Consider the following 22,850-nt stretch of genomic DNA (forward strand, 5'->3'; position numbering starts at 1 on the left):
CCTACTGATACGAAAACGTAATGCTCGCCAGGGCGTTAGCCGAGCCGGGGACCAGTTCTCCGGTTCGGATGTACTGCGCCTGGAACGGCAGCGACAGCGTTTGTGCTGCGCTGGTGGTCTGGATGAAAAACTGTCCCGTCGTGCCTGCGGCCGAGCTGTCCGGCCCCATCATCAGCGGCCCGGCGCCGTTATAAAAGAACTGCACGCCAATGCCGGAGGCCGTGGAGTCCCCGGTCAGCGTCACGACCGACGAGGTATTTGACGGCGTGGTCTGATCGGTCATCACGGCGTTAACCGCCACGTTCTCATCGCAGGTCAGGCTGACGTTAAACTCGCCCGACGGCGAGGTGCTGCCTACGGTGGGCAGCGTGTGAACGTCAATGGTGCCCAGTTCGACGTTGGCGCTTTTCGTTCCCACCGTGCAGCCGCTTGCCGTCACCGTGATGGTGGTCGGGTTGATGATTACCTGTGCGGTTTTCACTTCGTTGTTATAGGCCGTCAGGATCGCCGCGTTAATGGTTGGGGTCTGGTATACGCCGGATTTCAGCGGAACGCCGGTCTTGATAAACGTCACTTTTGCCGACCAGCCCAGTGCGGTGGCATACCCGCTTGTCCCCTCGGCCGGATAGCTCTGCGTAATGCCCGTCTGCATCGGGACATAGGTCGTCCCGTTATAATCTTTAAGCCCAAGAATGAAGCCGATGCCGGGCACGCCCGTTTCAAATACCATGTAACTGGCGCCATCGAGAATCACCGTGATGCCGGTGGCCGTTACGCTGCTGCTCGGCTCCAGCGTTCCTTTGGAGCAGGTAAATACCAGGCCGCACCAGAACACTTCCGATACGCTCGCGCTTGCACTCCATTCAGAGCCGATCGTCTTTCCGGGCACGATGGAATCTGCCGGGCCTGACCAGGCCATGGGCGTGGGGGAAAGTGTGATATCCGATGTCCATGAGAGGGCAAACGCCTGAGACGTCATGAATAACAGGGCTAAAAACAGTAAACGCATTATTGGTACTCCGTCGTCCAGGTCGCCACTGCCGAAACGTCTCCGGCATTGACCGGCGCACCCGTGGCGGCCAGTCGCGCATAGAAGGTCATTTTTACGCTGTCATCCCCCGCCGCACCGTAGGCGGTGGTCTGCGTGTCCAGCGGGATGAGCTCGCCGTCTTTATCCAGAATCTGCACCGCCACGCCGGTCGCGCCGCCGTCAGCAACTTTCAGAAGCTGCGGATTTTCGTCATCCGGCGTGCCGCTGAAGCGGATTTTCACGCCAGCAAAGGTGGGACCGCACGCTTCCAGGGTGAGCGTGAAGGGCGTTTTAACAGGGCTGACCGCACCCGCCTCGCTAAACTGCTTCATGCCGACGGTTCCGAGCGGCACGTCTTGCTCCTTTGAATCTTCCGCGACAATGCAGGTATTGCCGATCACACTGCCGGTCACGGAAACCAGCACGTCATAGCCGCGCACGGGGACGGTGATGAACAGCAGCAGGATCAACGGGAGGAACCGAAGGGTTACTGACATAGAACCTCCTGGGAATAAAGCCCGGTGCGGGCGTGATAATTCTGCGGGTTCAACGCATAGTGGATCGTGCAGCGCTGGGTGCTGTTGCGCCCCCACACGGCGCGTAACGTTCCCTTCGCGGACAGGCCGGTCAGATACACGCTGCCGCCATCGCCGACGATACCGCTGGCGTTGTCATCCTCTGACGAGACCAGCGTGCCGAAGGGGAGCACATCCCTGGCGTGACGCACGATAAACATCGCTTTTGCCCCCTGACGCGTGGTGAGGGTGGCGCGAACCAGCGCCCCGTCGGTGGGTATTTTATTGGCGATGGCGTTCTCAAGCTCCACGTCATTGCCCACGGTGGTGACATCCAGCGCAACCTGATTGACGCGATACGGCGTGGCGTACGGGATCACCGCATAGCCCCGGCTGTCGGTTTTGATGCCCTTTTGGTTGAGCACAGCGACGTTGCTGGCGCCCGGGGCTTTCACCAGAATATTGGTGTTGCCGAGCGGCTGACTCAGCGTCAGGCCATCCTCATGCAGCACCGCAGCGCCGCTCATCCCGTAGCTGAGGTTGCGGGTGTCGCCGGAATAGCTGTAGCCCAGGTTGTAGTCTCCCCACGCGCCCTCGTATTGCAGCGCGGCATCGCCGCCGTAGTGCTGCTGCGCGCTGTAGCGCTGGTTGACGCTATAGAAAAGATCTTCCTGTCCCGGCAGATAGCCGCTTATGCCCGTACTGGCGGTGGTGCCGGCGGGATCCGCATGGGTGGTGGTAAAACGAAGGCGGGTCGACAGCGCCGGGTTACCCAGCGGTACCGACAGGGATAACGCCAGGATGTTGTCTTTCTTATTGTCGTACAGGCTTGCGCTACGCTGGGCGCTGATGCCAAGCGACAGGTTACGAAACGTTGCGTTCCACGCGAACTGCAAGCTCTGCGTGGTTTTTGACGTATTCCAGTAGGTTTGTTGATCCCATGACAGCGACAGCGCCCCGTATTCGCCCATCGGCTGTGACAGCAGCAGCTGATTTTTTGCCTTACGCGACATATGCAGGTTGTAAACCGTGTCGTAGCGGGTGGTGACGGTGCCATCGTCTTCCACGGTCTGTTCTGGCGCTCCGCCCGTCATGCCTTTGTAAGTGGTATCGCTGAGGGTATAAAACCCTTCCGTTGAATAACGCAGCGAGAAGAAATTAACCCGCGTACCGGTATCGTTCAGCAGCTTGCTGTACCGCAGGCGCACCGAGTCACCGGTGTAGCGCTGATTATCGGCCAGCTGGCTCCGGGCATGGGTCAGGTCGAGGGAGTACGCGCCAAAGCGGCCGAGATTCTGCCCGATGCCGAAGGCCAGGCCGTTGTAGCGATCGGAAAACTGCGCCCCGCCATAAAACGTGAGGCCATATCGCCAGCCGAGGAACAGCTCACCCTGCGCGAAGGAGGTCGACTGCTGATTGCTCGTCGGACGGTATTTCCCCGCCCCCAGGGCATATTTCATCTGGCCGTTACGCACCAGATTCGGCACGCTGGCAAAGGGCAGGGTGTATTGCGTCTGGCTGCCGTCGCTCTCCTGAAGGGTGACCGCAAGATCGCCGCCTGAAGAGGTCGGATAGAGATCTTTCAGTACAAACGCGCCCGGCGGAACGGAGGTTTGATAGATGATGTTACCGTTCTGGCGAACCGTCACCGTGGCGTTGCTGCGCGCGATGCCACGCACTTCAGGCGCGTAACCGCTCAGGCTGGCGGGCAACATGTTGTCATCGGTCTTCAGGGCGATGCCACGCAGGCCAACGGCGTCAAACACCTGAGATGACGTGAACGTTTCACCGGCATAAGCCTGAGCACGCAGGGCGCGAATATCCCGCTGTAGCCAGGTCTGCACGTGGGTAAGCTCGTGACTCCCTTTGGTCCACGTGGTGAAGTCACGCAGCCGCCATGCGCCCAGGTTGGCGCCGCTGTTGAGGCTCACGAACAGCTGTTGTTCCCGCGTGCGCGTCTCGCCCCGATACGCATTATTCGCCCCATTGACCACATAGTTCAGCCACGCGGCAGTGATGCCGGATTCCCAGCTCGCCGGGCTGACGTACCCGCGCGGCAAAGTGCGCATCGCGCTTTGGGGTACGGTGAAGTTGAGGGTAAGCGTCCTCTGGTCAAAATCAAACCGGGTATCGGCGAACGACTGGGTTAAAAAAATGCAGCGCTGCGCAGGCGACAGCTCACCCCCTTTCGCCTGACGGCTATCGATGCCAAGTGCGGCGAATTGCGCAGGCGTCAGGCACGGCAGTGCTTCACCGGAGGTCTTTTCAGCGGCGCGAAACGTGACGTTACCTGTGAACGCGAACTGGGTGTTGATGTACACGTTAAGGTTGTACTCGCCCGGCGGCAACGCGCTCCCGGCGTTGACCCAGGCGAGGTCGGCGCTGTTTGCCTGTTCGCCGTTAAGAAACGCAGGATTAAAGTGCAGCTCGCTTTCGGCAGCCACGGCTTGCCGAATCACCAGGGCGATCGCCGTGGCGCACAGGATTTTTATTTTCATGTGGTCACGCCTTACCGGTTTTATTATTGGGACAACGACGTGCGGGTGACGGGCGTCCAGGCCCCATAATCGTTAATGGTCTGGTAGCTCAGGCTGCTCGCCTGGCTGAAGGTGTCTGCCAGCGTCACGCTGGCTTTCGGCGGCACCATGACGGGCGACACCGGCCTGCCATCAATTTTCAGGTTAATGGTGGTGAGGTAATACGGCGTTGGGTTGGTCAGCGTGACTTTCCCCGCGCGGTATGCGCCAGCAAGGTTTTTCCATGCCTCTCCTGCGCCTTCCCGGAGCGACTCAGGGCGATAAAAGACCTTGATGCGGTTGGCTGAGGCAAATTGCAGTGAATTGCCGGAACCGTTTTTAACCTGCTGTGGGATGGCTTTGACCGTCATCCAGTACAGCGTTTCGCGATCGTCTGGCAGGGTTTTGCCGCTGAACATGATTTTCACCGCGCTTTCGCTGGCGGGCTTCATAACGTACAGCGGCGGCGTGATGACGAAGTCGTGCGTACGGCTCCCTTTCTCGTCTTCCATCCAGGACTGGATCAGGAAAGTGGCATCAGGATGGGTATTTCTTACCTGCATCATCGTCTGCGTCGTCGCGCCTGCGTAGACCAGCCGCGTTGCACCCAACCCCACGCCGCCTGCATACACGGCGGATGAACATAACGTGCCAGCCAGACAAATCCATGTGTTTACGCGCATTGTGCATCTCCTGAAGCTGAGTCAGACCCGACCAACAGGCCGGGCCTGAAGATCACGAATAGGTCACGGTGTAGGTTGCGACCGCGCTGGCATCACCCGCCGTGGCGTTGCCCTGCGGTGAGTAATATTTCGCGCTGAAGTTGAGGGTGTTTTCCCCTTTACGCAGAGGGATCGCTGCTGCCGGTTCACCCAGCCTTACGACGTTGCCCTGTTCGTCATAAAGGCGGATAGCGACATGCTGCGCCGAGCCGGCACCGCCGTTTACGCCCGCGGCCAGGCTATTCACATCGGTGCTGTCCGGCGTACCGGTGAAGGTGATAGCCACGGTCGTTGCGGCAATGGGGTTCTGTTCCGTGGAAGCGGAGGTATCGGCGATTTCGCAATCCTCCAGCGTAATGGCGAAGGTTTTTGCGGTACTGGCTTCACTGCCTGCGGCGGCAAGCGTTGCGGTACGCACTTCACCCATGTCGACGTCAATATTGGCGCTGCCGGCGCTGATGGCGCAGGCGGAGGTCACCACTTTACAGCTGAAGTTGACCGTGCCGCCGCTGGTGGTGGCGGCCAGTGCTGAGCCCGCTGGCAGCAGGGCGGCAATGCTTAATGCCAGCAGAGAATGGCAAGTAAGGCGTGCTTTCATTTCATAGTTCCTTGGTTTTTTTTATTACGAGATTTGCTCTGAAAGCGGCAGGTCTAACTGGTTAAAAAGACCAGCAAATCTGTCTTATTCCTGAGCCCGAGTTTTCTTATTGCTGAGCTTTTTAAGGCGCTCACGCGGCGATAAGAAAGTTTCTCCAGTTCTGCGATGTAACGTATATCCAGTCCGTTCCTGAGTTCCTTTAATACCCTCCTTTCTCCTGGCGTCAGCGATAACGCCGCTGGCTGCTTTTGGGGCCGATAATGGCTATCAACCATTTTTGCTAGCTTCATCCGCCACTGATAAACCGTGTTCTGTAGCGAGATATAGGCATCAATATTTTCCCGGACCCATAACAGACAATGGGCAGAGGTGGAGTACAGGCAGATAATCACCTCGGGATGTGCGGCCTTGATTTTTTTTAAATATTTCAGGGAGTCATACCCTGTATGATATTTCTCTGCGCCTGATATAAATAAGATATCGATACGAATCGACGACAGTACCTTATCCAGTTCGTGATAACCTCCTTCTACGATATTGATCTGAAGGTCATCGCGAATGCTGCTTAATAACGTTTTAATACCATTTCTTGCATAATGATCGCCGCCCATCAGTGCAACTGTAATATGCTGTGTTATTTGGGTAGTGTGCGTCATGTTATCCCCTCGATTTATAATAGTAATCAGGCGAATTATATACAGCGTTATCGCCAGTATTCTCGAAGCAATGACGTATTGCATAGTGTAGGCCTACTATACGTCGGCCAATAAAGAGGTAATCTGAATTAATCTAAAATTGTATTAATTACTAAGATCGAGACCGGTTACGACGTTTCCCTCTGATCGGTCTTATTCCGCTTCGCTTTCTGTAAATTATGATAACCGCAATTTTTCATGAAAATTTAGCTTTGATAAATGTTTTGTAAGGAGTTTGTCTTCTGGTGTCAGTGCGGGTGTGAAGTTGCTGACGGGGAATAACAATTTACGAGTGTTATCATCGATAAAAACTGATGAAAAGGTGGCTGGATAGTATACGAAAAGGTTGAAAGTTATTGATATCACAAAGGTTAAGAAAAGTTAAGCCTTCAGGGTGCTGAATATTTCGGACACAGATGTCCGTGGCGTACAATCTTTTTTTATGTAGGGATTCGTCAATGTCAAGAGGCGAGCCGTGCACCAAAAGGCGAGGTGCTGAATATTGAGATGCTGCCGGTAGTCAGATAATTCTCGTGAGCGAAAATTCACTTCATAAAAGATCATAACGGGAGAGGATGCTGATACGGAGGCTCTGCAAGCCGCATTCTGCAAGGGTTGAGTACTTATGCAGGTTCAGTGAAGCTTAAGAGAAGCAATATAAAATAGGATTTTTCGCCAATTGCTGAGATATACAGCGTGCCGTTAATCAGTCACATTGATCCCGACGCGACTGTCATCACATACATGCGGTGACTCAGGTTCAACATATGTTAACCGGAGAATTCATACTGCCCCTATGCATAAGCATTACATAATAAATAATATCGTCGAATTTCATCCTGCGGCCAGCACGTTACGTGATATCAACAATCCTGACCGCGTGGTTGTGTTAAATTCGCCAGCAGGCCGATGCCTGTTGCTATTAATCGACAGAGCAGGGTCGATTGTCACTCAGCAAGAGTTCCTGGATATTGTCTGGCAAAGCCGTGGCATGCTTGTCTCCTCCAATACCTATTACCAGAACATCTCAATCCTGCGTAAAGGGCTCAAAAAGATTGGTTTTGAAACTGATCCTATCGTTACCATTCCCCGCATTGGGTTGACGCTGGCAAGCGATACGCAAATAACCGTCAGAGAGCCTTCGCCTGCCGCGGCTCAACCCGTTGATGAACAGTGCGTGGAGGCACCGGCGTTCGAGGAGGCGTCAATAACTCCCGCGCCAGCAGCCCCTGTTGCTAAAAAGCACACGCGCTGGATGGCTGTGGTCATAGGGTTATTGCTCGTTCTGGCGGTGGCAGGCGTGACGGCGTATCTGAACGCCAGGGAAAATCGTTTTGTTGAGGACTACCGCTTCGCGGCATCCATCGGCGCCTGTCGCGTTTATCTTGCGAACGACATTCAGACCCACGCTGAACGTGCCTCCGCGCTGACCTATGTGGAGCAATTCAAGGCTGAATGCGCGCAATACCCCTGGGTTTACATCAGCTGGTACGCTCTGCTGCCCCGTGCGTCGGTTATTCGCTGCGATCGGCCGATGAAAGAACCGAACCGCTGTATATCTGATTATTTCCTGAAGGATAGCTAGCATGACTCGTTTTCGGCAGATGCTGTACCTCATTGCGACGTGCCTCGTCACGGCAGGCGTGCTGATGGGCTATTACCTGTGGCACCGTTCCTATGTTCAGCCTTTCTCATGCCAGGCTAATCTGGTACAGCACCATCCGGATGAGACGCTGACGGTCTGGCTGAATTATAACTTTGACGGGAAATTCGGCACCCTGAGCATGAATGCCCGCGCGCAGAGCGATCCGGGTAAAACCATCGACAGAAAAATTTCCTTCCGGGTGGAGCGAAAGGATCACCTGTATTTGCTGACCTCAGAAAAAAACATGACGTTCCCGGACGATAATGTCGAAGACCGCTGGCTGGAAAAATACGAACCGCAATTTTTTGTGTATCCAGGAAAAAGTATTTATATGCGTATCAATGAACAACATAATGGTAACTATATCTTTACGTTAGGAACATTACCGACATATGTGTGTCGGGGAACAAAAAAAGAATGATATAAACGAGAAAAACAGTATATTTTCCTCCCGTCTCATTTATGCTTGATTTAAAATATCAGGATTACCTTAGAAATATAAAGTGCGACATCTCATGTTGCGATAATGTAATTAATTTTAAATTTGGCAAGTAAATGAAAACTGTATTTGACTCTCCCGATGTGGGGAAATCAGTACCGGCAAAGTGTCTGCATATTGGGTTGTTATTATGGCCCCGTTATTCACTTCTGGCGGTATCTGGATTGCTGGAAGCGCTGCGTTATGCAGCGAAAGCGCAGGATAAATTAGCATTTAAAATCAGCCTGATAAGTGAGTTTCCTGATATCCCGATTATCAGCAATGCGGGAATAATCATGAGACCGGATTCCCCCCATGCCCCGCCGGAAAGTTTTAACTACCTTGCGGTTATCGGCGGCGAATTGCAGTATCTGGATTTAGGGTATCGGGGAGATAAAGCATATCTGGCGTATGCCCACCATGTCGGCGTTCCGCTTATTGGCATTGGCACCGGCAGTTTTGTCCTCGCGCAGGAAGGATTGCTGAATGAACGAAGAGCCTCTATACATCCTTTCCACCTGGACGCGTTTCGGCAGGCATTCCCGCTGGTCTACGCTGAGCAAGGGTATGACTTTATTGATGATGGCGATGTGCTGACCTGCCCGGGCGGCATTTCCACCCTGACGCTGGCAACTGAGCTTATCCGCGCCCATGCCGGGGATGATATCGCCAGCACCACCTGCCAGCGTTTGTCGCTCGTCCCGCATGAAATTGCCACCCCCCGTCCGGCGAATCTGGCGCTGATCCCCGACTGCCGGCTGCGTCGCGCCGTCATGCTGATAGAACAATTCCTGACCCGGCCGCTCACAACCGCCGGGCTTGCGCGAGAAGTGGCACTGAGTGAACGCCAGCTTAACCGGCTGTTCACCGCCGAGTTTGGCAAAACGGCCCGCGAGTTTATCCGCAGCGCCAGGCTGCGCTATGCTTGCTGGCTGCTGAAGAACTCACAGCAAAGCGTGACGGATATTGCGCAGCGGATGGGGTTCAGCGACTGCGCGCATTTTATTCGTCATTTTCAGATGGAGTATGGCTGTACGCCTGGCGTGTGGCGCACGTCGCAGAGCTGATTTTTATTGCGTTGCCGCTCCGAAACTCTACTCAACCGGAATTTGAACATGAAAATAGAAGCTGCATACCCCGCACAATTTGAACGCCTCGTCGCCGTCTGGGAGTCGTCCGTTCGCGCCACGCATCACTTTTTGCTGGAAAGCGACATCGCGGCGCTGCGTCCGCTATTGCTTAATGCCTATTTGCCTAATCTCACGGTTGTGGTTGCACGTGATGAAGATGGTGTTATTCACGGCTTTTTAGGCGTAGATGAAAATCGTATTGAAATGCTGTTTGTGGATGATGCAAGCCGGGGGAAGGGCGTCGGGAAAATGCTGCTGCAATATGCCATCGCAGAATTTGGCGTAAATGAAGTGGATGTGAACGAGCAGAATCCGCAGGGCGTCGCGTTTTATAGACATATGGGGTTTGAGCAGGTCGGGCGTTCGGAACGGGACGGACAGGGAAATCCGTTTCCGCTGCTGCATATGAAGTTGAGCAGAGATACCGGGATTAGCGCTTAGCCTGTTTATCCCATTTTAATAAGCCGACGATATCTTTCTCACCTTCGGCTTCTTTCAGCAGGCGCTGCTTTTTTTCAAACTCAATGTATTCTGAGCACGCCTTTTCATCAGCCGCTTTCTTGCTGATTTTTCCTGCGCCTTCTAAAACGTCCCGGTCATTAAATTGCAGGAACTGATCGAGCTTGGTTTGCCAGTCCCGTAAAAATACCTGCTTGCGGCGTTTGGCCTGATCTTCAGCAAAATCGAGCCACATATTAACGACGCGATTGAGTTCGCTCACCTCATCCTGAGACAGATAATTTTTTGCGGTGGTGACATCGCTTTTACGGACCTCTTCGCCTTTATAGCTGGTCAGCCCCATATGCGGTTGAGTGGCGTCCGCACGTTTGTGAATCAACTCAGCAGCGGTGAGTCCCGTGCAGGCAAAATGCAGTTTATTCTGGATGGTCTGAAAGAATTGCGTGGTTTCTTTGAGTGACGGCTGATAATCCGCGGCCAATGCGAAAATCTCCCTCACGCGAAGATAGACCCGGCGTTCGCTGGCTCGTATATCGCGAATGCGTTCCAGCATTTCATCGAAATAGTCAGGGACGGCGGAAGATCCCACAGGCGGATTTTTCAGGCGCTCGTCGTCCATAACGAAGCCTTTAACCAGGTATTCCTGGAGCGTTTGTGTGGCCCACTGGCGGAACTGGATGCCTCGAGACGAGCGCACCCGGTAGCCGACAGCAAGTATTGCTTCAAGATTGTAGTGCTCTATCTCTCTGGAAACCTGACGTTTTCCTTCCTGACGAACTATCCGGAATTTCCGGATAGTTGAATGTTGATCAATTTCGCCATCAGAAAATATATTTATCAGATGCTCGTTGATAGTTCGAACATCTTTACCGTACAGATCGGCCATTGCTGCCTGGGATAACCAGATTGTGTCGGATTCGAAGCGACATTCGACACGCACTCTTCCGTCACCGCTGGCAAACATAACAAATTCGCCTGCCGGGGATTGGATTACGTTTTTATCTGCCATGTCGCCTCCACATCTAATGCACCAGGCAGGTAGTATGCCAGAAACAGCCGCTACGCCAGGTGGTTTGTATTTGATTTTGCGAGGTGCTTTCCAGGAAGCTGCGTTTGAATCGCTGCAAGTGCGTCCTCTATCTCAGTGAGCTTTGCCTTCGTCCTTTTATAGTCATCTAGCAACCTCTGCTCCTGCTCGTTATACGCCACCAGAACGATGCACCCTTTCATGACCTTCACCGTGACCTGCTGTCCAATATCAAACCCCGCCGCGCGCAGCCACTTGCCGGAAAGAATGATTTTCGGCGTGGATTTGTCGTAAACATTCGGGCGGTATCCCACAATTAACGAATGCTCGGTTCCTGATTGGTCGGTGTCTGGGGTAGAATGCGAATCAGCCATAATCAACTCCTTGATAGTTGGTGAGGTTAGACGCCCATTAGTGCTCCAACACTGCTGGGCGTTGTCAGAATTCCGAATCCATGTGGTAGGTACCACATGCAGATAAATTAACCGAAGTGGTACCTACCATGCAAGAGAAAAAGAAACCAAATTTTGACCGCACTAAGAGCACGATGAAGAATATTCGGTTTGAAGATGAGCTCTTAGAACAGATTGAAAAGGCTGCGGGCAAAGGAAACTTTAGTAAGTGGGTCAAAGAGGCTTGTAGGCTTAGGCTTTTGAGTAAGTAGCAATCAAAACTTTTTTGATAGCGGTAAGGAATAATTAAATGATAAGTTTGAAAAGCATTGTCCGAACTTATCATTTGTAAACATTATGAAATAAAACTTATTAATTTATTTTTAACCGAATCTGCTTTTAAATTTTTGCGAACTAACTTTTCGTTGCATTTTACCATTGCAATTAGGACATAAATGTTGTTTCTCTCCATCTATTTTCCATGTGTAGTATTTTCTCTTGAAATAAGTATGGCAGATATCACATTGTCTTGGTTTTAATATGGCAACAAGTATTGTTGTTAAAATTACAGCACCTACAATCCATTCCATAACAGCTTCCCTTGAATATTCTTTTAAAATAAAGGAAAGGATAACACTCAATACTAAAATCAATAAGTGATCATGTTCACATAAGGGAACTGCAAGGTGGGACGATTTAATGTTGGACGTGTTTTTATTAAAAGAGTGGACATTTTTGGCGGAAGATCACAGGAGTCGAACCTGCCCGGGAACGCTGGCGCCCCCAACTGGATTTGAAGTCCAGCCACCTCACCGGAGATGACGATCTTCCGCGCCTGCATTGCTACATGGAGGCGGGCGCATTATAGCTACTTTCAGGCATTTACCACATACCCCACACCACTTTTTTCACCGCTCTTTTGACCTTAACCCCCCTGTTTCAGCTAATTCTTAAGAAAATCCTCAGGTTAGCATTTTGTGCTCACCAACCTTTATCCCGATCACAAAAAACAAGAAACGTAATCTGCTAACCAGAAAACGCAATACCCGCTCCTGAAACAATGGTTTAAAAATCGGTAACCGGTCTCAGCGCCCCCTACAGCGTGAAGGATAAAAAGATGAGCGAAGTCCTGTCAGTAAAAGAGAAGATTGGCTACGGCATGGGAGACGCCGCCAGCCACATCATTTTTGATAACGTCATGCTTTATATGATGTTTTTCTACACCGATATTTTTGGTATTCCCGCCGGGTTTGTCGGCACCATGTTCCTGCTGGCGCGCGCGCTGGATGCGATCTCCGACCCGTGCATGGGGCTGATCGCCGACCGCACCCGCAGCCGCTGGGGCAAGTTCCGCCCGTGGATTTTATTCGGTGCTATCCCGTTCGGCATCGTCTGCGTGCTGGCCTACACCACGCCGGACCTCAGCCTCAACGGCAAAATGGTTTACGCCGCTATCACCTACACGCTGCTGACCCTGCTTTATACCGTCGTCAACATCCCGTACTGCGCGCTGGGCGGGGTGATCACCAACGACCCGACGCAGCGCATCTCCCTTCAGTCCTGGCGCTTTGTGCTGGCGACGGCGGGCGGCATGCTCTCCACGGTGCTGATGATGCCGCTGGTGAACCTGATCGGCGGCGACGATAAGGCGTTCGGCTTTCAGGGCGGGATCGCCGTGCTGTCGGTGGTCGCGTTCCTGATGCTGGCGTTCTGCTTCTTTACTACCAAAGAGCGCATCCAGGTGCCGCCAAGCACCACCTCCATGCGGGAAGATCTGCGCGATATCTGGCAAAACGACCAGTGGCGCATCGTCGGCGTGCTAACCATCCTCAACATTCTCGCCGTCTGCGTGCGCGGCGGCGCGATGATGTACTACTGCACCTGGATCATGGGCTCGCCGGAAGTGTTCGTCGCGTTCCTCACCACCTACTGCGTCGGCAACCTGATTGGCTCCGCGCTGGCGAAACCGCTCACCGACTGGAAGTGCAAGGTCAGCATCTTCTGGTGGACCAACGCCGCGCTGGCGGTGGTCAGCGTGGCGATGTTCTTCGTGCCGATGCATGCCACCGTGCTGATGTTCGCCTTTATCTTTGTCATCGGCGTGCTGCACCAGCTGGTGACGCCAATTCAATGGGTGATGATGTCCGATACCGTTGACTACGGCGAATGGACCAACGGCAAACGCCTGACCGGCATCAGCTTTGCGGGCACGCTGTTCGTGCTGAAGCTCGGCCTGGCGCTGGGCGGAGCGATGATTGGCTGGATGCTGGCAGGCGGCGGCTACGACGCGGCGGCCAAAACCCAGAACAGCGCGACCATCAGCATCATTATCGGCCTGTTTACGCTGGCGCCGGCGATCTGCTACGTGCTGAGCGCCATCATCGCCAAACGCTACTACACGCTGAAAACCCCCTTCCTGACCAAAATCCTGAGCGAGCTGGCGCAGGGCGCGCGCCGCACTCAGCAGGATTTTGAAAACCTGCCGGTCAGTAAAGAAATGCAGAACTAAGAGGACGAAAGCATGAAAATCAGTGATGGAAACTGGCTTATTCAACCGGGCCTGAACGTGACGTATCCGGTTCAGGTGTTCGACGTGGAGCAGCAGGGCAATGACCTTGTGGTGTATGTGGCGCCGCGTGACGTGCGCGAACGCACCTGGCAGCTCGACACGTTGATGTTCACGGTGCGCCTGTTTGCTCCGCAGGAAGGGATTGTCGGGGTGCGCATTGAGCACTTCCAGGGTGCGCTGAATAACGGCCCGCACTATCCGCTGAACGTTCTGAAAGACGTGAAGGTCGAGATTGAAAACAACGCCGACTTTGCCGAGCTGAAAAGCGGCAGCGTCAGCGTGCGCGTCACCAAAGGCGAGTTCTGGGCGCTGGATTTCCTGCGCAACGGCCAGCGCATTACCGGCAGCCAGCTGAAAAACAACGGCTACGTGCAGGACAGCAATACCGACCGCAATTACGTGTTCGAGCGGCTGGATCTCGGCGTAGGGGAAACGGTCTACGGCCTGGGCGAGCGCTTTACCGCCCTGGTGCGCAACGGCCAGACGGTCGAAACCTGGAACCGCGACGGTGGCACCAGCACCGAGCAGTCCTACAAAAATATCCCGTTCTACCTGACCAACCGCGGCTACGGCGTGCTGGTGAATCACCCGGAAAACGTCTCGTTTGAAGTCGGCTCTGAAAAAGTCTCCAAAGTGCAGTTCAGCGTGGAAGGGGAGTATCTGGAGTATTTCGTGATCGACGGCCCGACGCCGAAAGCGGTGCTCAACCGCTATACGCAGTTCACCGGGCGTCCGGCGCTGCCGCCTGCGTGGTCGTTCGGCCTGTGGCTGACCACGTCGTTCACCACCAACTACGATGAAGCGACGGTCAACAGCTTTATCGACGGTATGGCTGAGCGCGACCTGCCGCTGCACGTGTTCCACTTCGACTGCTTCTGGATGAAGGCCTTCCAGTGGTGTGATTTTGAGTGGGACCCGGTAACCTTCCCGGACCCGGAAGGGATGATCCGTCGCCTGAAAGAGAAAGGGCTGAAGGTCTGCGTGTGGATTAACCCGTACATCGGCCAGAAGTCGCCGATCTTCCGGGAGCTGAAAGAGAAGGGCTACCTGCTCAAGCGTCCGGACGGCTCCCTGTGGCAGTGGGACAAATGGCAGCCGGGGCTGGCGATTTATGACTTCACCAATCCGGACGCGTGCCGGTGGTATGCCGACAAGCTGAAAGGCCTGGTGGATATCGGCGTCGACTGCTTCAAGACCGACTTCGGCGAGCGCATCCCGACGGAGGTCCATTGGTTCGACGGGTCCGATCCGCAGAAGATGCACAACCACTACGCCTACATCTATAACGAGCTGGTGTGGAACGTGCTGAAAGAGACGGTGGGTGAAGAGGAAGCGGTGCTGTTTGCCCGCTCGGCGTCCGTCGGGGCGCAGCAGTTCCCGGTACACTGGGGTGGCGACTGCTACGCCAACTACGAATCGATGGCAGAAAGCCTGCGCGGTGGGCTGTCGATTGGCCTGTCCGGCTTCGGGTTCTGGAGCCACGATATCGGCGGGTTCGAAAACACCGCTCCGGCGCACGTCTATAAACGCTGGTGCGCGTTCGGGCTGTTCTCCAGCCACAGCCGCCTGCACGGCAGTAAATCCTATCGCGTGCCGTGGGCGTACGATGACGAGTCCTGCGACGTGGTGCGCCACTTCACGCAGCTGAAATGTCAGCTGATGCCGTACCTGTACCGTCAGGCGGCGCTGGCCCGCGAGTTCGGCACGCCGATGCTGCGCGCGATGATGCTGGAGTTCCCGGACGATCCGGCGTGCGATTACCTCGACCGTCAGTACATGCTGGGGGATGCCCTGATGGTCGCTCCGGTGTTCTCAGAGGCGGGCGACGTACAGTTCTACCTGCCGGAAGGCCGCTGGACCCACCTGTGGCACAACGACGAGATCGCGGGCAGCCGCTGGCATAAGCAGCAGCACGATTTTATGAGCCTGCCGGTCTACGTGCGCGATAACACGCTGCTGGCGCTGGGTAACAATAACCAGAAGCCGGACTACGCATGGCACGCGGGGACGGCCTTCCAGCTGTTTAGCCTGAGCGATGGCGCAACGGCGGTGAGTGAGGTGCCGGCCGCGGACGGCTCGGTGTTGTTTACGCTGAAGGCGTCACGTCAGGGCGACATCGTCACCTTTACGGGCGCAGGCGAGGCGCGTAACTGGTCCGTTTGCTTGCGCAACGTGCAGAAGATCGGCGGCGTGAAGGGCGGCTCGCACGCGGGCAGCGAGTGGGGTGTGGTGGTGAAAGCGGAGGGGGATGAGGTGGTGGTTCACCTCTGAGCCGTAAAAATGCCCGGTGGCGCTTCGCTTACCGGGCCTACGATCCCATGCAGGCCGGGTAAGGCGTAGCCGCCACCCGGCTTTTTACTGTGCCGGAGCCACCGCCGACACCACGCCGCCGGTCATCGTCTGCTGCACCTGCTGTTTATCCATATTTACCGCGCTCAGCTTCCCATTCACCGTCGGCTTCAGTGGCGCATTCGCCTGCACGCTGCCGCTGGCGGTGAGCTGAATATTGCCGTCCCCCGCAATCGGCAGCGCTGGCCAGCCCCACTGCTGCAATACGTTGAGCGGTACGCCGCGCCCGTTCAGGCTCACGGTGGTTTGCCGCTGGGGCAGCTGTGATACGGTGGCGGTCGCTTCCAGGATCCCTTTCTCGGTAAAGGCGCTCAGGTCGGTAATATTTACCGTCGCGGCGTTGGCATTCAGCGCCAGCGACGGGCGTCGCACGTCGACGCGGTTAAAGGTTGCTGCCGCGCCGTTCAGGGTTGCGTTACCGCCCCATATGCCCCATTTGCGATCTTTCGCCAGCCGCAGATTTGCGCCATAGCCGTCAAGGGAGGTGATCTGCCACGGGAAGGCAGGATCGATGTCGATCACCAGGTTGCGGCTCAGGCCAAATTTTTTCAGCGTCACGCTGTTCAGCCATTCCGGGAGCGGCTCCATCCACAGCGTTTTCCAGTTTTCCGGAAGCGTATATTCCAGCCCGGCAATGGCAACGTCATCCAGCACCAGCGCCTGACCCTCGCGCAGCCAGTTGCCGGAGGTGCGCACCATGCCCCCTTCCCAGCGGGAGGTGAACTGACGCAGCGCAATGCCCTGAGTCGAGAATTCCGCGTTCAGGATGGGATCAAACAGATGCAGCGAACCGTAAATAAACTCGCTGGCGTTCATGGATAACCGTCCCTCCTGGCTCTGCCAGTCACCTTTACTCAGGGTGAGGTTACGCAGGCTGAGATCGAGATCGGTTACCGCCCAGTCAGGCCCCTGTAGACGGGCATCGGTCACGTCCAGCCGCCCAATCTGTAACGAAGGCAGGGTGACGATTGGGGCGAAGAAATCCAGCAGCGATTTGTCACTCTGCATGCGGATCTCATTCAGACGCAGGGTATCAATCACCCAGCTGCCATCGGCATTACGCTGGGCAGAGCCCGTCAGGGAGGCGCGCCCCATATCGGCGCCTATGGTGTTAAGCACCACCTCATTGCCGTTCAGCTGCCCCTGAATCAGCACGTTATTCGCCGGTATGCCGTTGAGCGTGAGCGAGCCGGCGCTCATCTGAATGCGCGCGTTTTTCCCCAGCACGTTCCCCGCCTCGGGCTGCCACGGGCTGACGCCGCCCATGACCTTTTGCGCGCTGAGATCCCACGCCGTGTTCGGGCTGTTAAAGGCCATGTTATTCAGTTGCAGACGGTCGGCCTGGAACGGCAGCGGCGCCGTCTGCGGCGATAAGTTCAGCGTGCCGTCGGACAGGGTGATGGCGTCCATGTGCAGAGGGTCGGTGATTTGGCGACTGCTTAAGCCGATATCCACCTTTTTAGCGACCAGCGTGCCCGGTTTGCCATCTCGTCCAAAGGTGACGTTTTCCAGAAGGATGTGAGAAGGGGATGAAAATCGGTGATCCATCAGGTCAAAGTTGAGCTCGTAATCGGTATTCACCGTGATCCAGCTGCTGACCTGCGATGCGCCCCAGCGGGTCTGGAGCAGAAAATAAAAGGCGAGCACTACGATGAGCAGGGCTACCAGAAGATAGATGAGCAGCTTTCCAATAAATTTCATGGTCTTCCTTCCCGCGAAACGTACATAAAGGAGTTATGCACGATTTATGCGCAATGCTCAAGGCGGGAATGGTGCAAAGAGGTGTCACGGCAGGCATTGACAGCCTGCCGTGAGGGGGATCAGTTCTTTTCAGGCGGGAAAACGAGGTTCAGCACGATAGCGGTAATACCGCCCGCGGCGATGCCGGAAGAGAGCAGGTTTTTCACCCAGTCCGGAGCAAACTGCAAAATCATCGGCTGCTGGGAGACGCCCAGACCCACGGCGAGCGACAGCGCGATAATCATGATTGCGCGGCGGTTCAGCGGCTCGCGGGAGACGATACGCACGCCGGAGGCGGCAATGGTGCCAAACATGACCAGCGTCGCGCCGCCCAGTACCGGCTCAGGAATGTGCTGCACAAACCCGCTCACTGCCGGGAACAGCCCGAGGACGACCAGCATCAGCGCCACCACGAAGCCCACGTAGCGGCTGGCCACGCCGGTCAGCTGGATCACGCCGTTGTTCTGGCCAAAGCAGGAGTTCGGGAAAGTGTTGAATACCGCCGAGACAAACGAGTTCAGCCCGTTTGCCAGCACGCCGCCTTTGAGGCGTTTCATGTACAGCGGGCCAGAGACCGGCTGCTCGGAAACGTCGGAGGTGGCGGTGATATCGCCGATGGTTTCCAGCGAGGTAATCATAAAGACCAGCATCAGCGGCAGCAGCAGACTCCAGTCAATGCCCAGGCCGTAGTAGAGCGGCGTTGGCACGGTAATCAGCGCGCTGTTGGTCGGTGCGGTGTTTTCCGGCAGCATACCCAGCGCCCACGCCAGCAGGTAACCGGCCGCCATGGCGATCACCAGTGATGCAACGCGCAGGTACGGGTTACGCTGGCGGTTAAGCAGAATAATGATCGCCAGCACCACGCCTGCCAGCAGCAGGTTTTTCGGGGCGCCAAAGGTATGGTCGCTCATTGCCGCGTAGCCGCCCCCGATGGAGGTCAGGCCTACCTGAATCAGCGACAGGCCGATAATCATCACCACCACGCCGGAGACCAGCGGGGTGATTACCCGGCGCGCCAGGTGCAGAACGCGGGAGATAATCATCTCCGTGCAGCTTGCCAGCATCAGGGTGCCGAAAAGCGCCGCCATCATGGTCGGGACGTCCGCGCCGCCGGTTTTTAGCGCCGTACCGCCCATGATCAGCGGTGCCACAAAGTTAAAGCTTGTGCCCTGAATCGACAGCAAGCCCGATCCCACCGGACCCCAGGCCTTAATTTGAATGATGGAGGCCACGCCGGAGGCGAACAGAGACATACTGATGATGTGCTGCGTATCCTGTGCCGGTAACCCCAGCGCCTGGCAAATCAGCAGCGCCGGCGTAATTACCGCCACGAACATCGCCAGCAGGTGCTGACAGGCGGCAAAGAGGGTTTGAGGCAGCGGGGGACGATCTTCAAGGCGGTAAATCAGTTCGCTGTTTTGCTTCTTCGCAATCGGTTGCGCATCAGAAGACTCCAGAGTGTTAACAGACATCGGCGGCAATCCCACGGTGGAAAAGCGGGCATTTTAGCTGACCACCTGGTAAAAGCAAACGATTGCCAGCAAAAAAAAGAGAGAAAATCTGCCGGTGTGAGCAGGTTTTCTACAACCAACAGGAAAAAAAAATTACACTTTTCGCGCCGGCGGCTCATGACGAGCATCACCCGGCCCAGGATAACGCCGCGTGTGTATGGAACACGCGCATAACAGGAGCCTTCTATGATTCATCTCGATACGTTGTCGACCCTTGTTGCCGCAACGCTGGTTCTTCTGCTTGGTCGCAAGCTGGTACACAGTGTTTCCTTTCTGAAAAAGTACACCATTCCTGAACCCGTCGCCGGTGGATTGCTGGTGGCGCTGGCCCTGCTGGTGCTGAAAAAAAGCATGGGCTGGGAAATCGATTTTGATATGTCCCTGAAAGATCCGCTGATGCTGGCCTTCTTTGCCACTATCGGCCTGAACGCCAACCTCGCAAGCCTGCGTTCGGGCGGCAAGGTGCTGGGCGTTTTTCTGATTGTCGTGGTGGGCCTGCTGCTGATGCAAAACGCCATCGGCATCGGTATGGCGTCGCTGCTGGGGCTGGATCCGCTGATGGGCCTGTTGGCGGGGTCGATTACCCTCTCAGGCGGCCACGGAACGGGCGCGGCGTGGAGCAAGCTGTTTATCGAACGCTATGGCTTTGAAAACGCAACGGAAGTGGCGATGGCCTGCGCGACCTTTGGTCTGGTGCTTGGCGGCCTGATTGGTGGCCCGGTGGCGCGCTATCTGGTGAAGCACTCCACCACGCCGGAAGGCAGACCAGACGATGAAATGGTCCCGACCGCGTTTGAAAAACCGGACGTTGGCCGCAGCATCACCTCGCTGGTGATGATTGAAACCATCGCCATGATTGCCATCTGCCTCACCGTGGGCAAAATCGTTGCGCAATGGCTGGCGGGAACGGCGTTCGAACTGCCAACCTTTGTCTGCGTGCTGTTTATCGGGGTGATCCTGAGTAACGGTCTGGCGCAGATGGGCTTCTACCGCGTCTTTGAACGCGCGGTGTCCGTGCTCGGGAACGTCAGCCTGTCGCTGTTCCTGGCGATGGCGCTGATGAGCCTCAAGCTGTGGGAACTCGCCTCGCTGGCGCTGCCGATGGTGGCGATTCTGGCGGTGCAGGCCGTGTTTATGGCGCTGTATGCCATCTTTGTCACCTGGCGGATGATGGGCAAAAACTACGATGCGGCGGTGCTGGCGGCAGGACACTGCGGGTTTGGACTGGGGGCAACGCCAACGGCCATCGCCAATATGCAGGCGATCACTGAACGATTCGGCCCGTCGCACATGGCGTTCCTGGTGGTGCCGATGGTGGGCGCATTCTTCATTGATATCGTCAACGCGCTGGTCATTAAGCTCTACCTGATGCTGCCGATGTTTGGCTGACCGTCAGGCGTTGGAATACCGCTCGGTTTCCGGCATCCAGCGTTCAATCAACGCTGCCGCCTGTTCGGGGTAGCGTTCATGAATATGGCGCGCAAGGCGTTGTACTTCGGGGATCATGGCCTGATCGCGCAGCAAATCCGCCACTTTAAACTCGGCGTTACCCGTCTGACGCGTGCCCAGCAGTTCGCCCGGGCCGCGGATCTCCAGATCTTTTTGCGCAATGACGAAGCCGTCATTGCTGTCGCGTAAGACCTGCAACCGCATCTGCGCGGTTTTCGACAGCGGGGCTTTGTAGAGCAGTACGCAGTGAGAAGCGATCGCGCCACGGCCCACGCGGCCTCGCAGCTGGTGGAGCTGCGCAAGACCCAGGCGCTCCGGGTTCTCAATAATCATCAGGCTGGAGTTTGGCACGTCCACGCCCACTTCAATGACCGTCGTGGCGACCAACAAATGCAGCTCACCCTGCTTGAACGACTGCATCACCGCCTGCTTCTCGGCGGGCTTCATGCGCCCGTGCACCAGACCAACGTTCAGCTCCGGCAGGGCGAGCTTCAGCTCTTCCCACGTGGCTTCGGCGGCCTGGGCTTCCAGCAGCTCAGACTCTTCAATCAGGGTACAGACCCAGTAAGCCTGGCGGCCTTCCTGCGTGCAGGCGTTGCGCACACGGTCAATAATGTCGCTGCGGCGCGTGTCCGGAATGGCGACCGTGGTCACCGGCGTACGGCCCGGCGGCAGTTCGTCGATAGTGGAGGTATCCAGATCGGCATAGGCCGTCATCGCCAGGGTGCGCGGGATAGGCGTGGCGGTCATGATCAGCTGATGCGGATGGAAGCCCTGTTGCAGGCCTTTCTCCCACAGCGCCAGACGCTGATGCACACCAAAGCGGTGCTGTTCGTCGATAATGACCAGCGCCAGGCCGTTAAACTGCACCTGTTCCTGGAAAATAGCGTGCGTGCCGACAATCATCTGCACCTGCCCGCTGGCAATGGCTTCCTGCTGCGCAAGGCGCGCTTTGCCCTTCTGCTTCCCGGCCAGCCAGCCCACTTCGATGCCCAGCGGGGCGAACCAGTTACGGAAATTGTTGGCATGCTGCTCGGCCAGCAGTTCCGTCGGCGCCATTAGCGCCACCTGCTTGCCGTGGGCGATGGCGCGTAACGCGGCCAGCGCGGCGACCAGCGTTTTACCGGAACCGACATCGCCCTGCACCAGGCGCATCATCGGCACGTCAAGCGCCATATCGCGTTCGATCTCGGCGGTGACCCGCGCCTGTGCGCCGGTGGGTTTAAACGGGAGTGAGGCCAGCAGCTTATCCTTGAGTTCATCGCGCTGGCTTAATGGCTGCGCGTGGAAGCGCTGCGCACCTGCGCGCAGTGCAAGCATGCTCAGGTTATGAGCCAGTAATTCCTCAAGGATAAGACGCCGTTGGGCGGGGTGTTTACCGCTTTCTAAATCAACAAGCTGAAGCGTTGGCGGTGGACGGTGCAGGGTGCGCAACGCCTCCGGCAGGCTCATCATGCCCTGCGCCAGCTCCGGTGGCAGCAGCTCGTTAATGGCGCAGGTATCGAGCAGCTCCAGCGCCTGGTCGGTGAGCTTGCGCAGCGTTGCCTGCTTGATGCCCTCGGTGGTCGGATAGACCGGCGTGAGCGTCTCCTGTAGCTCAGGTGAGCTAAGATCGCCCTGCACGCGGTATTCCGGATGGATCATCTCCGCGCCGTATTTGCCACGTTTCGCTTCGCCGTACGCGAGCACGCGTCGTCCGGTGGCAAGGCTGTTTTTCATCGCCGCGCTGAAGTTGAAAAAGCGCAGGGTAAGAATGCCGGTCCCGTCGCTGATCTGGCAGGTCATCATCCTGCGTCCGCCAAAGGTGATGTTGCAGTTCAGCACTTCCCCTTCAACGGTGGCGTAGATGGCAGGCAGCAGATCGCCAATCTTATAAAGCTGGGTGCGGTCTTCGTAACGCAGGGGGAGGTGGAGCAGGAGATCCTGCACGGTGTGCAGGCCAATTTTGGCCAGTTTACTGCTTTGTGCCGCGCCCACGCCCGTCAGGCTGTTGAGCGGTATGGCGTCCAGCAGGCGGCCTTTCAT

General features: G+C 56.1%; 20 protein-coding genes and 1 tRNA gene. 8 read left to right on the top strand and 13 right to left on the bottom strand.

Going from position 1 to position 22,850, the window contains the following annotated elements; genetic code table 11:
- Position 1: 1 nt before the first annotated feature.
- The 6 genes from DBR02_RS11010 to DBR02_RS11035 are packed head-to-tail and all read right to left on the bottom strand — an operon-like array spanning position 2 to position 6,037.
- Positions 2-1,009: a fimbrial protein gene (locus DBR02_RS11010; RefSeq protein ID WP_107534380.1), complete on the bottom strand. Its 1,008-nt coding sequence runs from the start codon at positions 1,007-1,009 to the stop codon at positions 2-4.
- Positions 1,009-1,527: a fimbrial protein gene (locus tag DBR02_RS11015; RefSeq protein ID WP_107534382.1), complete on the bottom strand. Its 519-nt coding sequence runs from the start codon at positions 1,525-1,527 to the stop codon at positions 1,009-1,011. Before DBR02_RS11015 ends, DBR02_RS11010 begins: the two co-directional genes overlap by 1 nt.
- A complete protein-coding gene (locus DBR02_RS11020; protein WP_107534383.1) occupies positions 1,518-4,043 on the bottom strand; it encodes a fimbria/pilus outer membrane usher protein in 2,526 nt (841 codons plus the stop codon). The genes DBR02_RS11015 and DBR02_RS11020 overlap by 10 nt, the downstream gene beginning before the upstream one ends.
- A gap of 23 nt (positions 4,044-4,066) precedes the next feature.
- Complete coding sequence (locus DBR02_RS11025; protein WP_064910046.1) at positions 4,067-4,744, bottom strand: fimbrial biogenesis chaperone; 678 nt, start codon at positions 4,742-4,744, stop codon at positions 4,067-4,069.
- A 52-nt stretch (positions 4,745-4,796) separates the two neighbouring features.
- Entirely contained in the window at positions 4,797-5,381 is a 585-nt protein-coding gene (locus DBR02_RS11030; protein ID WP_107534384.1) for a fimbrial protein, read from the bottom strand.
- Between the two features lie 53 nt (positions 5,382-5,434).
- A complete protein-coding gene (locus DBR02_RS11035) occupies positions 5,435-6,037 on the bottom strand; it encodes a helix-turn-helix transcriptional regulator (protein WP_063868730.1) in 603 nt (200 codons plus the stop codon).
- A gap of 835 nt (positions 6,038-6,872) precedes the next feature.
- Between DBR02_RS11035 and DBR02_RS11040 the strand changes: the two genes are divergently transcribed.
- The 4 genes from DBR02_RS11040 to DBR02_RS11055 all read left to right on the top strand — a co-directional run bounded on the left by DBR02_RS11040 (position 6,873) and on the right by DBR02_RS11055 (position 9,770).
- A complete protein-coding gene (locus tag DBR02_RS11040; RefSeq protein WP_107534385.1) occupies positions 6,873-7,661 on the top strand; it encodes a winged helix-turn-helix domain-containing protein in 789 nt (262 codons plus the stop codon).
- A 1-nt stretch (position 7,662) separates the two neighbouring features.
- A complete protein-coding gene (locus DBR02_RS11045; RefSeq protein WP_064910040.1) occupies positions 7,663-8,142 on the top strand; it encodes a hypothetical protein in 480 nt (159 codons plus the stop codon).
- A gap of 353 nt (positions 8,143-8,495) precedes the next feature.
- The gene (locus DBR02_RS11050; protein WP_226842352.1) at positions 8,496-9,266 is read left to right on the top strand and encodes a GlxA family transcriptional regulator; all 771 of its coding nucleotides are present in this window, start codon (positions 8,496-8,498) and stop codon (positions 9,264-9,266) included.
- A gap of 48 nt (positions 9,267-9,314) precedes the next feature.
- Complete coding sequence (locus DBR02_RS11055; protein WP_107534387.1) at positions 9,315-9,770, top strand: acetyltransferase; 456 nt, start codon at positions 9,315-9,317, stop codon at positions 9,768-9,770.
- On the opposite strand, the gene DBR02_RS11060 is transcribed toward DBR02_RS11055, so the two are convergent.
- Positions 9,760-10,797, bottom strand: a complete 1,038-nt coding sequence (locus DBR02_RS11060; protein ID WP_107534388.1) for a virulence RhuM family protein — start codon at positions 10,795-10,797, stop codon at positions 9,760-9,762. The genes DBR02_RS11055 and DBR02_RS11060 overlap by 11 nt on opposite strands.
- A 50-nt stretch (positions 10,798-10,847) precedes the next feature.
- Positions 10,848-11,189: a SymE family type I addiction module toxin gene (locus DBR02_RS11065; protein ID WP_107534389.1), complete on the bottom strand. Its 342-nt coding sequence runs from the start codon at positions 11,187-11,189 to the stop codon at positions 10,848-10,850.
- Positions 11,190-11,317: 128 nt separating this feature from the next.
- On the opposite strand from DBR02_RS11065, the gene DBR02_RS11070 reads away from it, so the two are divergent.
- Positions 11,318-11,479, top strand: a complete 162-nt coding sequence (locus DBR02_RS11070; RefSeq protein ID WP_064720300.1) for a YlcI/YnfO family protein — start codon at positions 11,318-11,320, stop codon at positions 11,477-11,479.
- Between the two features lie 111 nt (positions 11,480-11,590).
- Here the strand turns inward: DBR02_RS11070 and DBR02_RS11075 are convergent, their stop codons facing one another.
- On the bottom strand, positions 11,591-11,797 hold the full coding sequence (locus tag DBR02_RS11075; protein ID WP_107534390.1) for a hypothetical protein: 207 nt from the start codon (positions 11,795-11,797) through the stop codon (positions 11,591-11,593).
- Between the two features lie 146 nt (positions 11,798-11,943).
- Positions 11,944-12,038, bottom strand: a tRNA-Sec gene (locus DBR02_RS11080).
- A gap of 286 nt (positions 12,039-12,324) precedes the next feature.
- On the opposite strand from DBR02_RS11080, the gene DBR02_RS11085 reads away from it, so the two are divergent.
- Together DBR02_RS11085 and yicI are read left to right on the top strand one after the other, a co-directional pair.
- A complete protein-coding gene (locus DBR02_RS11085) occupies positions 12,325-13,716 on the top strand; it encodes a glycoside-pentoside-hexuronide family transporter (protein WP_107534391.1) in 1,392 nt (463 codons plus the stop codon).
- A gap of 12 nt (positions 13,717-13,728) precedes the next feature.
- Positions 13,729-16,047: an alpha-xylosidase gene (gene yicI, locus DBR02_RS11090; protein ID WP_107534392.1), complete on the top strand. Its 2,319-nt coding sequence runs from the start codon at positions 13,729-13,731 to the stop codon at positions 16,045-16,047.
- An 84-nt stretch (positions 16,048-16,131) separates the two neighbouring features.
- Here the strand turns inward: yicI and DBR02_RS11095 are convergent, their stop codons facing one another.
- Positions 16,132-17,826, bottom strand: a complete 1,695-nt coding sequence (locus tag DBR02_RS11095; protein WP_107534393.1) for an AsmA family protein — start codon at positions 17,824-17,826, stop codon at positions 16,132-16,134.
- 119 nt (positions 17,827-17,945) lie between these two features.
- Positions 17,946-19,337, bottom strand: a complete 1,392-nt coding sequence (locus DBR02_RS11100) for a nucleobase:cation symporter-2 family protein (protein WP_107534394.1) — start codon at positions 19,335-19,337, stop codon at positions 17,946-17,948.
- A 225-nt stretch (positions 19,338-19,562) separates the two neighbouring features.
- Here DBR02_RS11100 and gltS point away from each other — a divergent pair, with 225 nt between their 5' ends.
- Entirely contained in the window at positions 19,563-20,765 is a 1,203-nt protein-coding gene (gene gltS, locus DBR02_RS11105; protein WP_006812438.1) for a sodium/glutamate symporter, read from the top strand.
- A gap of 3 nt (positions 20,766-20,768) precedes the next feature.
- Here the strand turns inward: gltS and recG are convergent, their stop codons facing one another.
- Positions 20,769-22,850, bottom strand: a complete 2,082-nt coding sequence (recG, locus tag DBR02_RS11110; RefSeq protein WP_064910024.1) for an ATP-dependent DNA helicase RecG — start codon at positions 22,848-22,850, stop codon at positions 20,769-20,771.

The organism is Enterobacter cloacae complex sp., assembly GCF_900322725.1.
Taxonomy (GTDB): domain Bacteria; phylum Pseudomonadota; class Gammaproteobacteria; order Enterobacterales; family Enterobacteriaceae; genus Enterobacter; species Enterobacter quasihormaechei.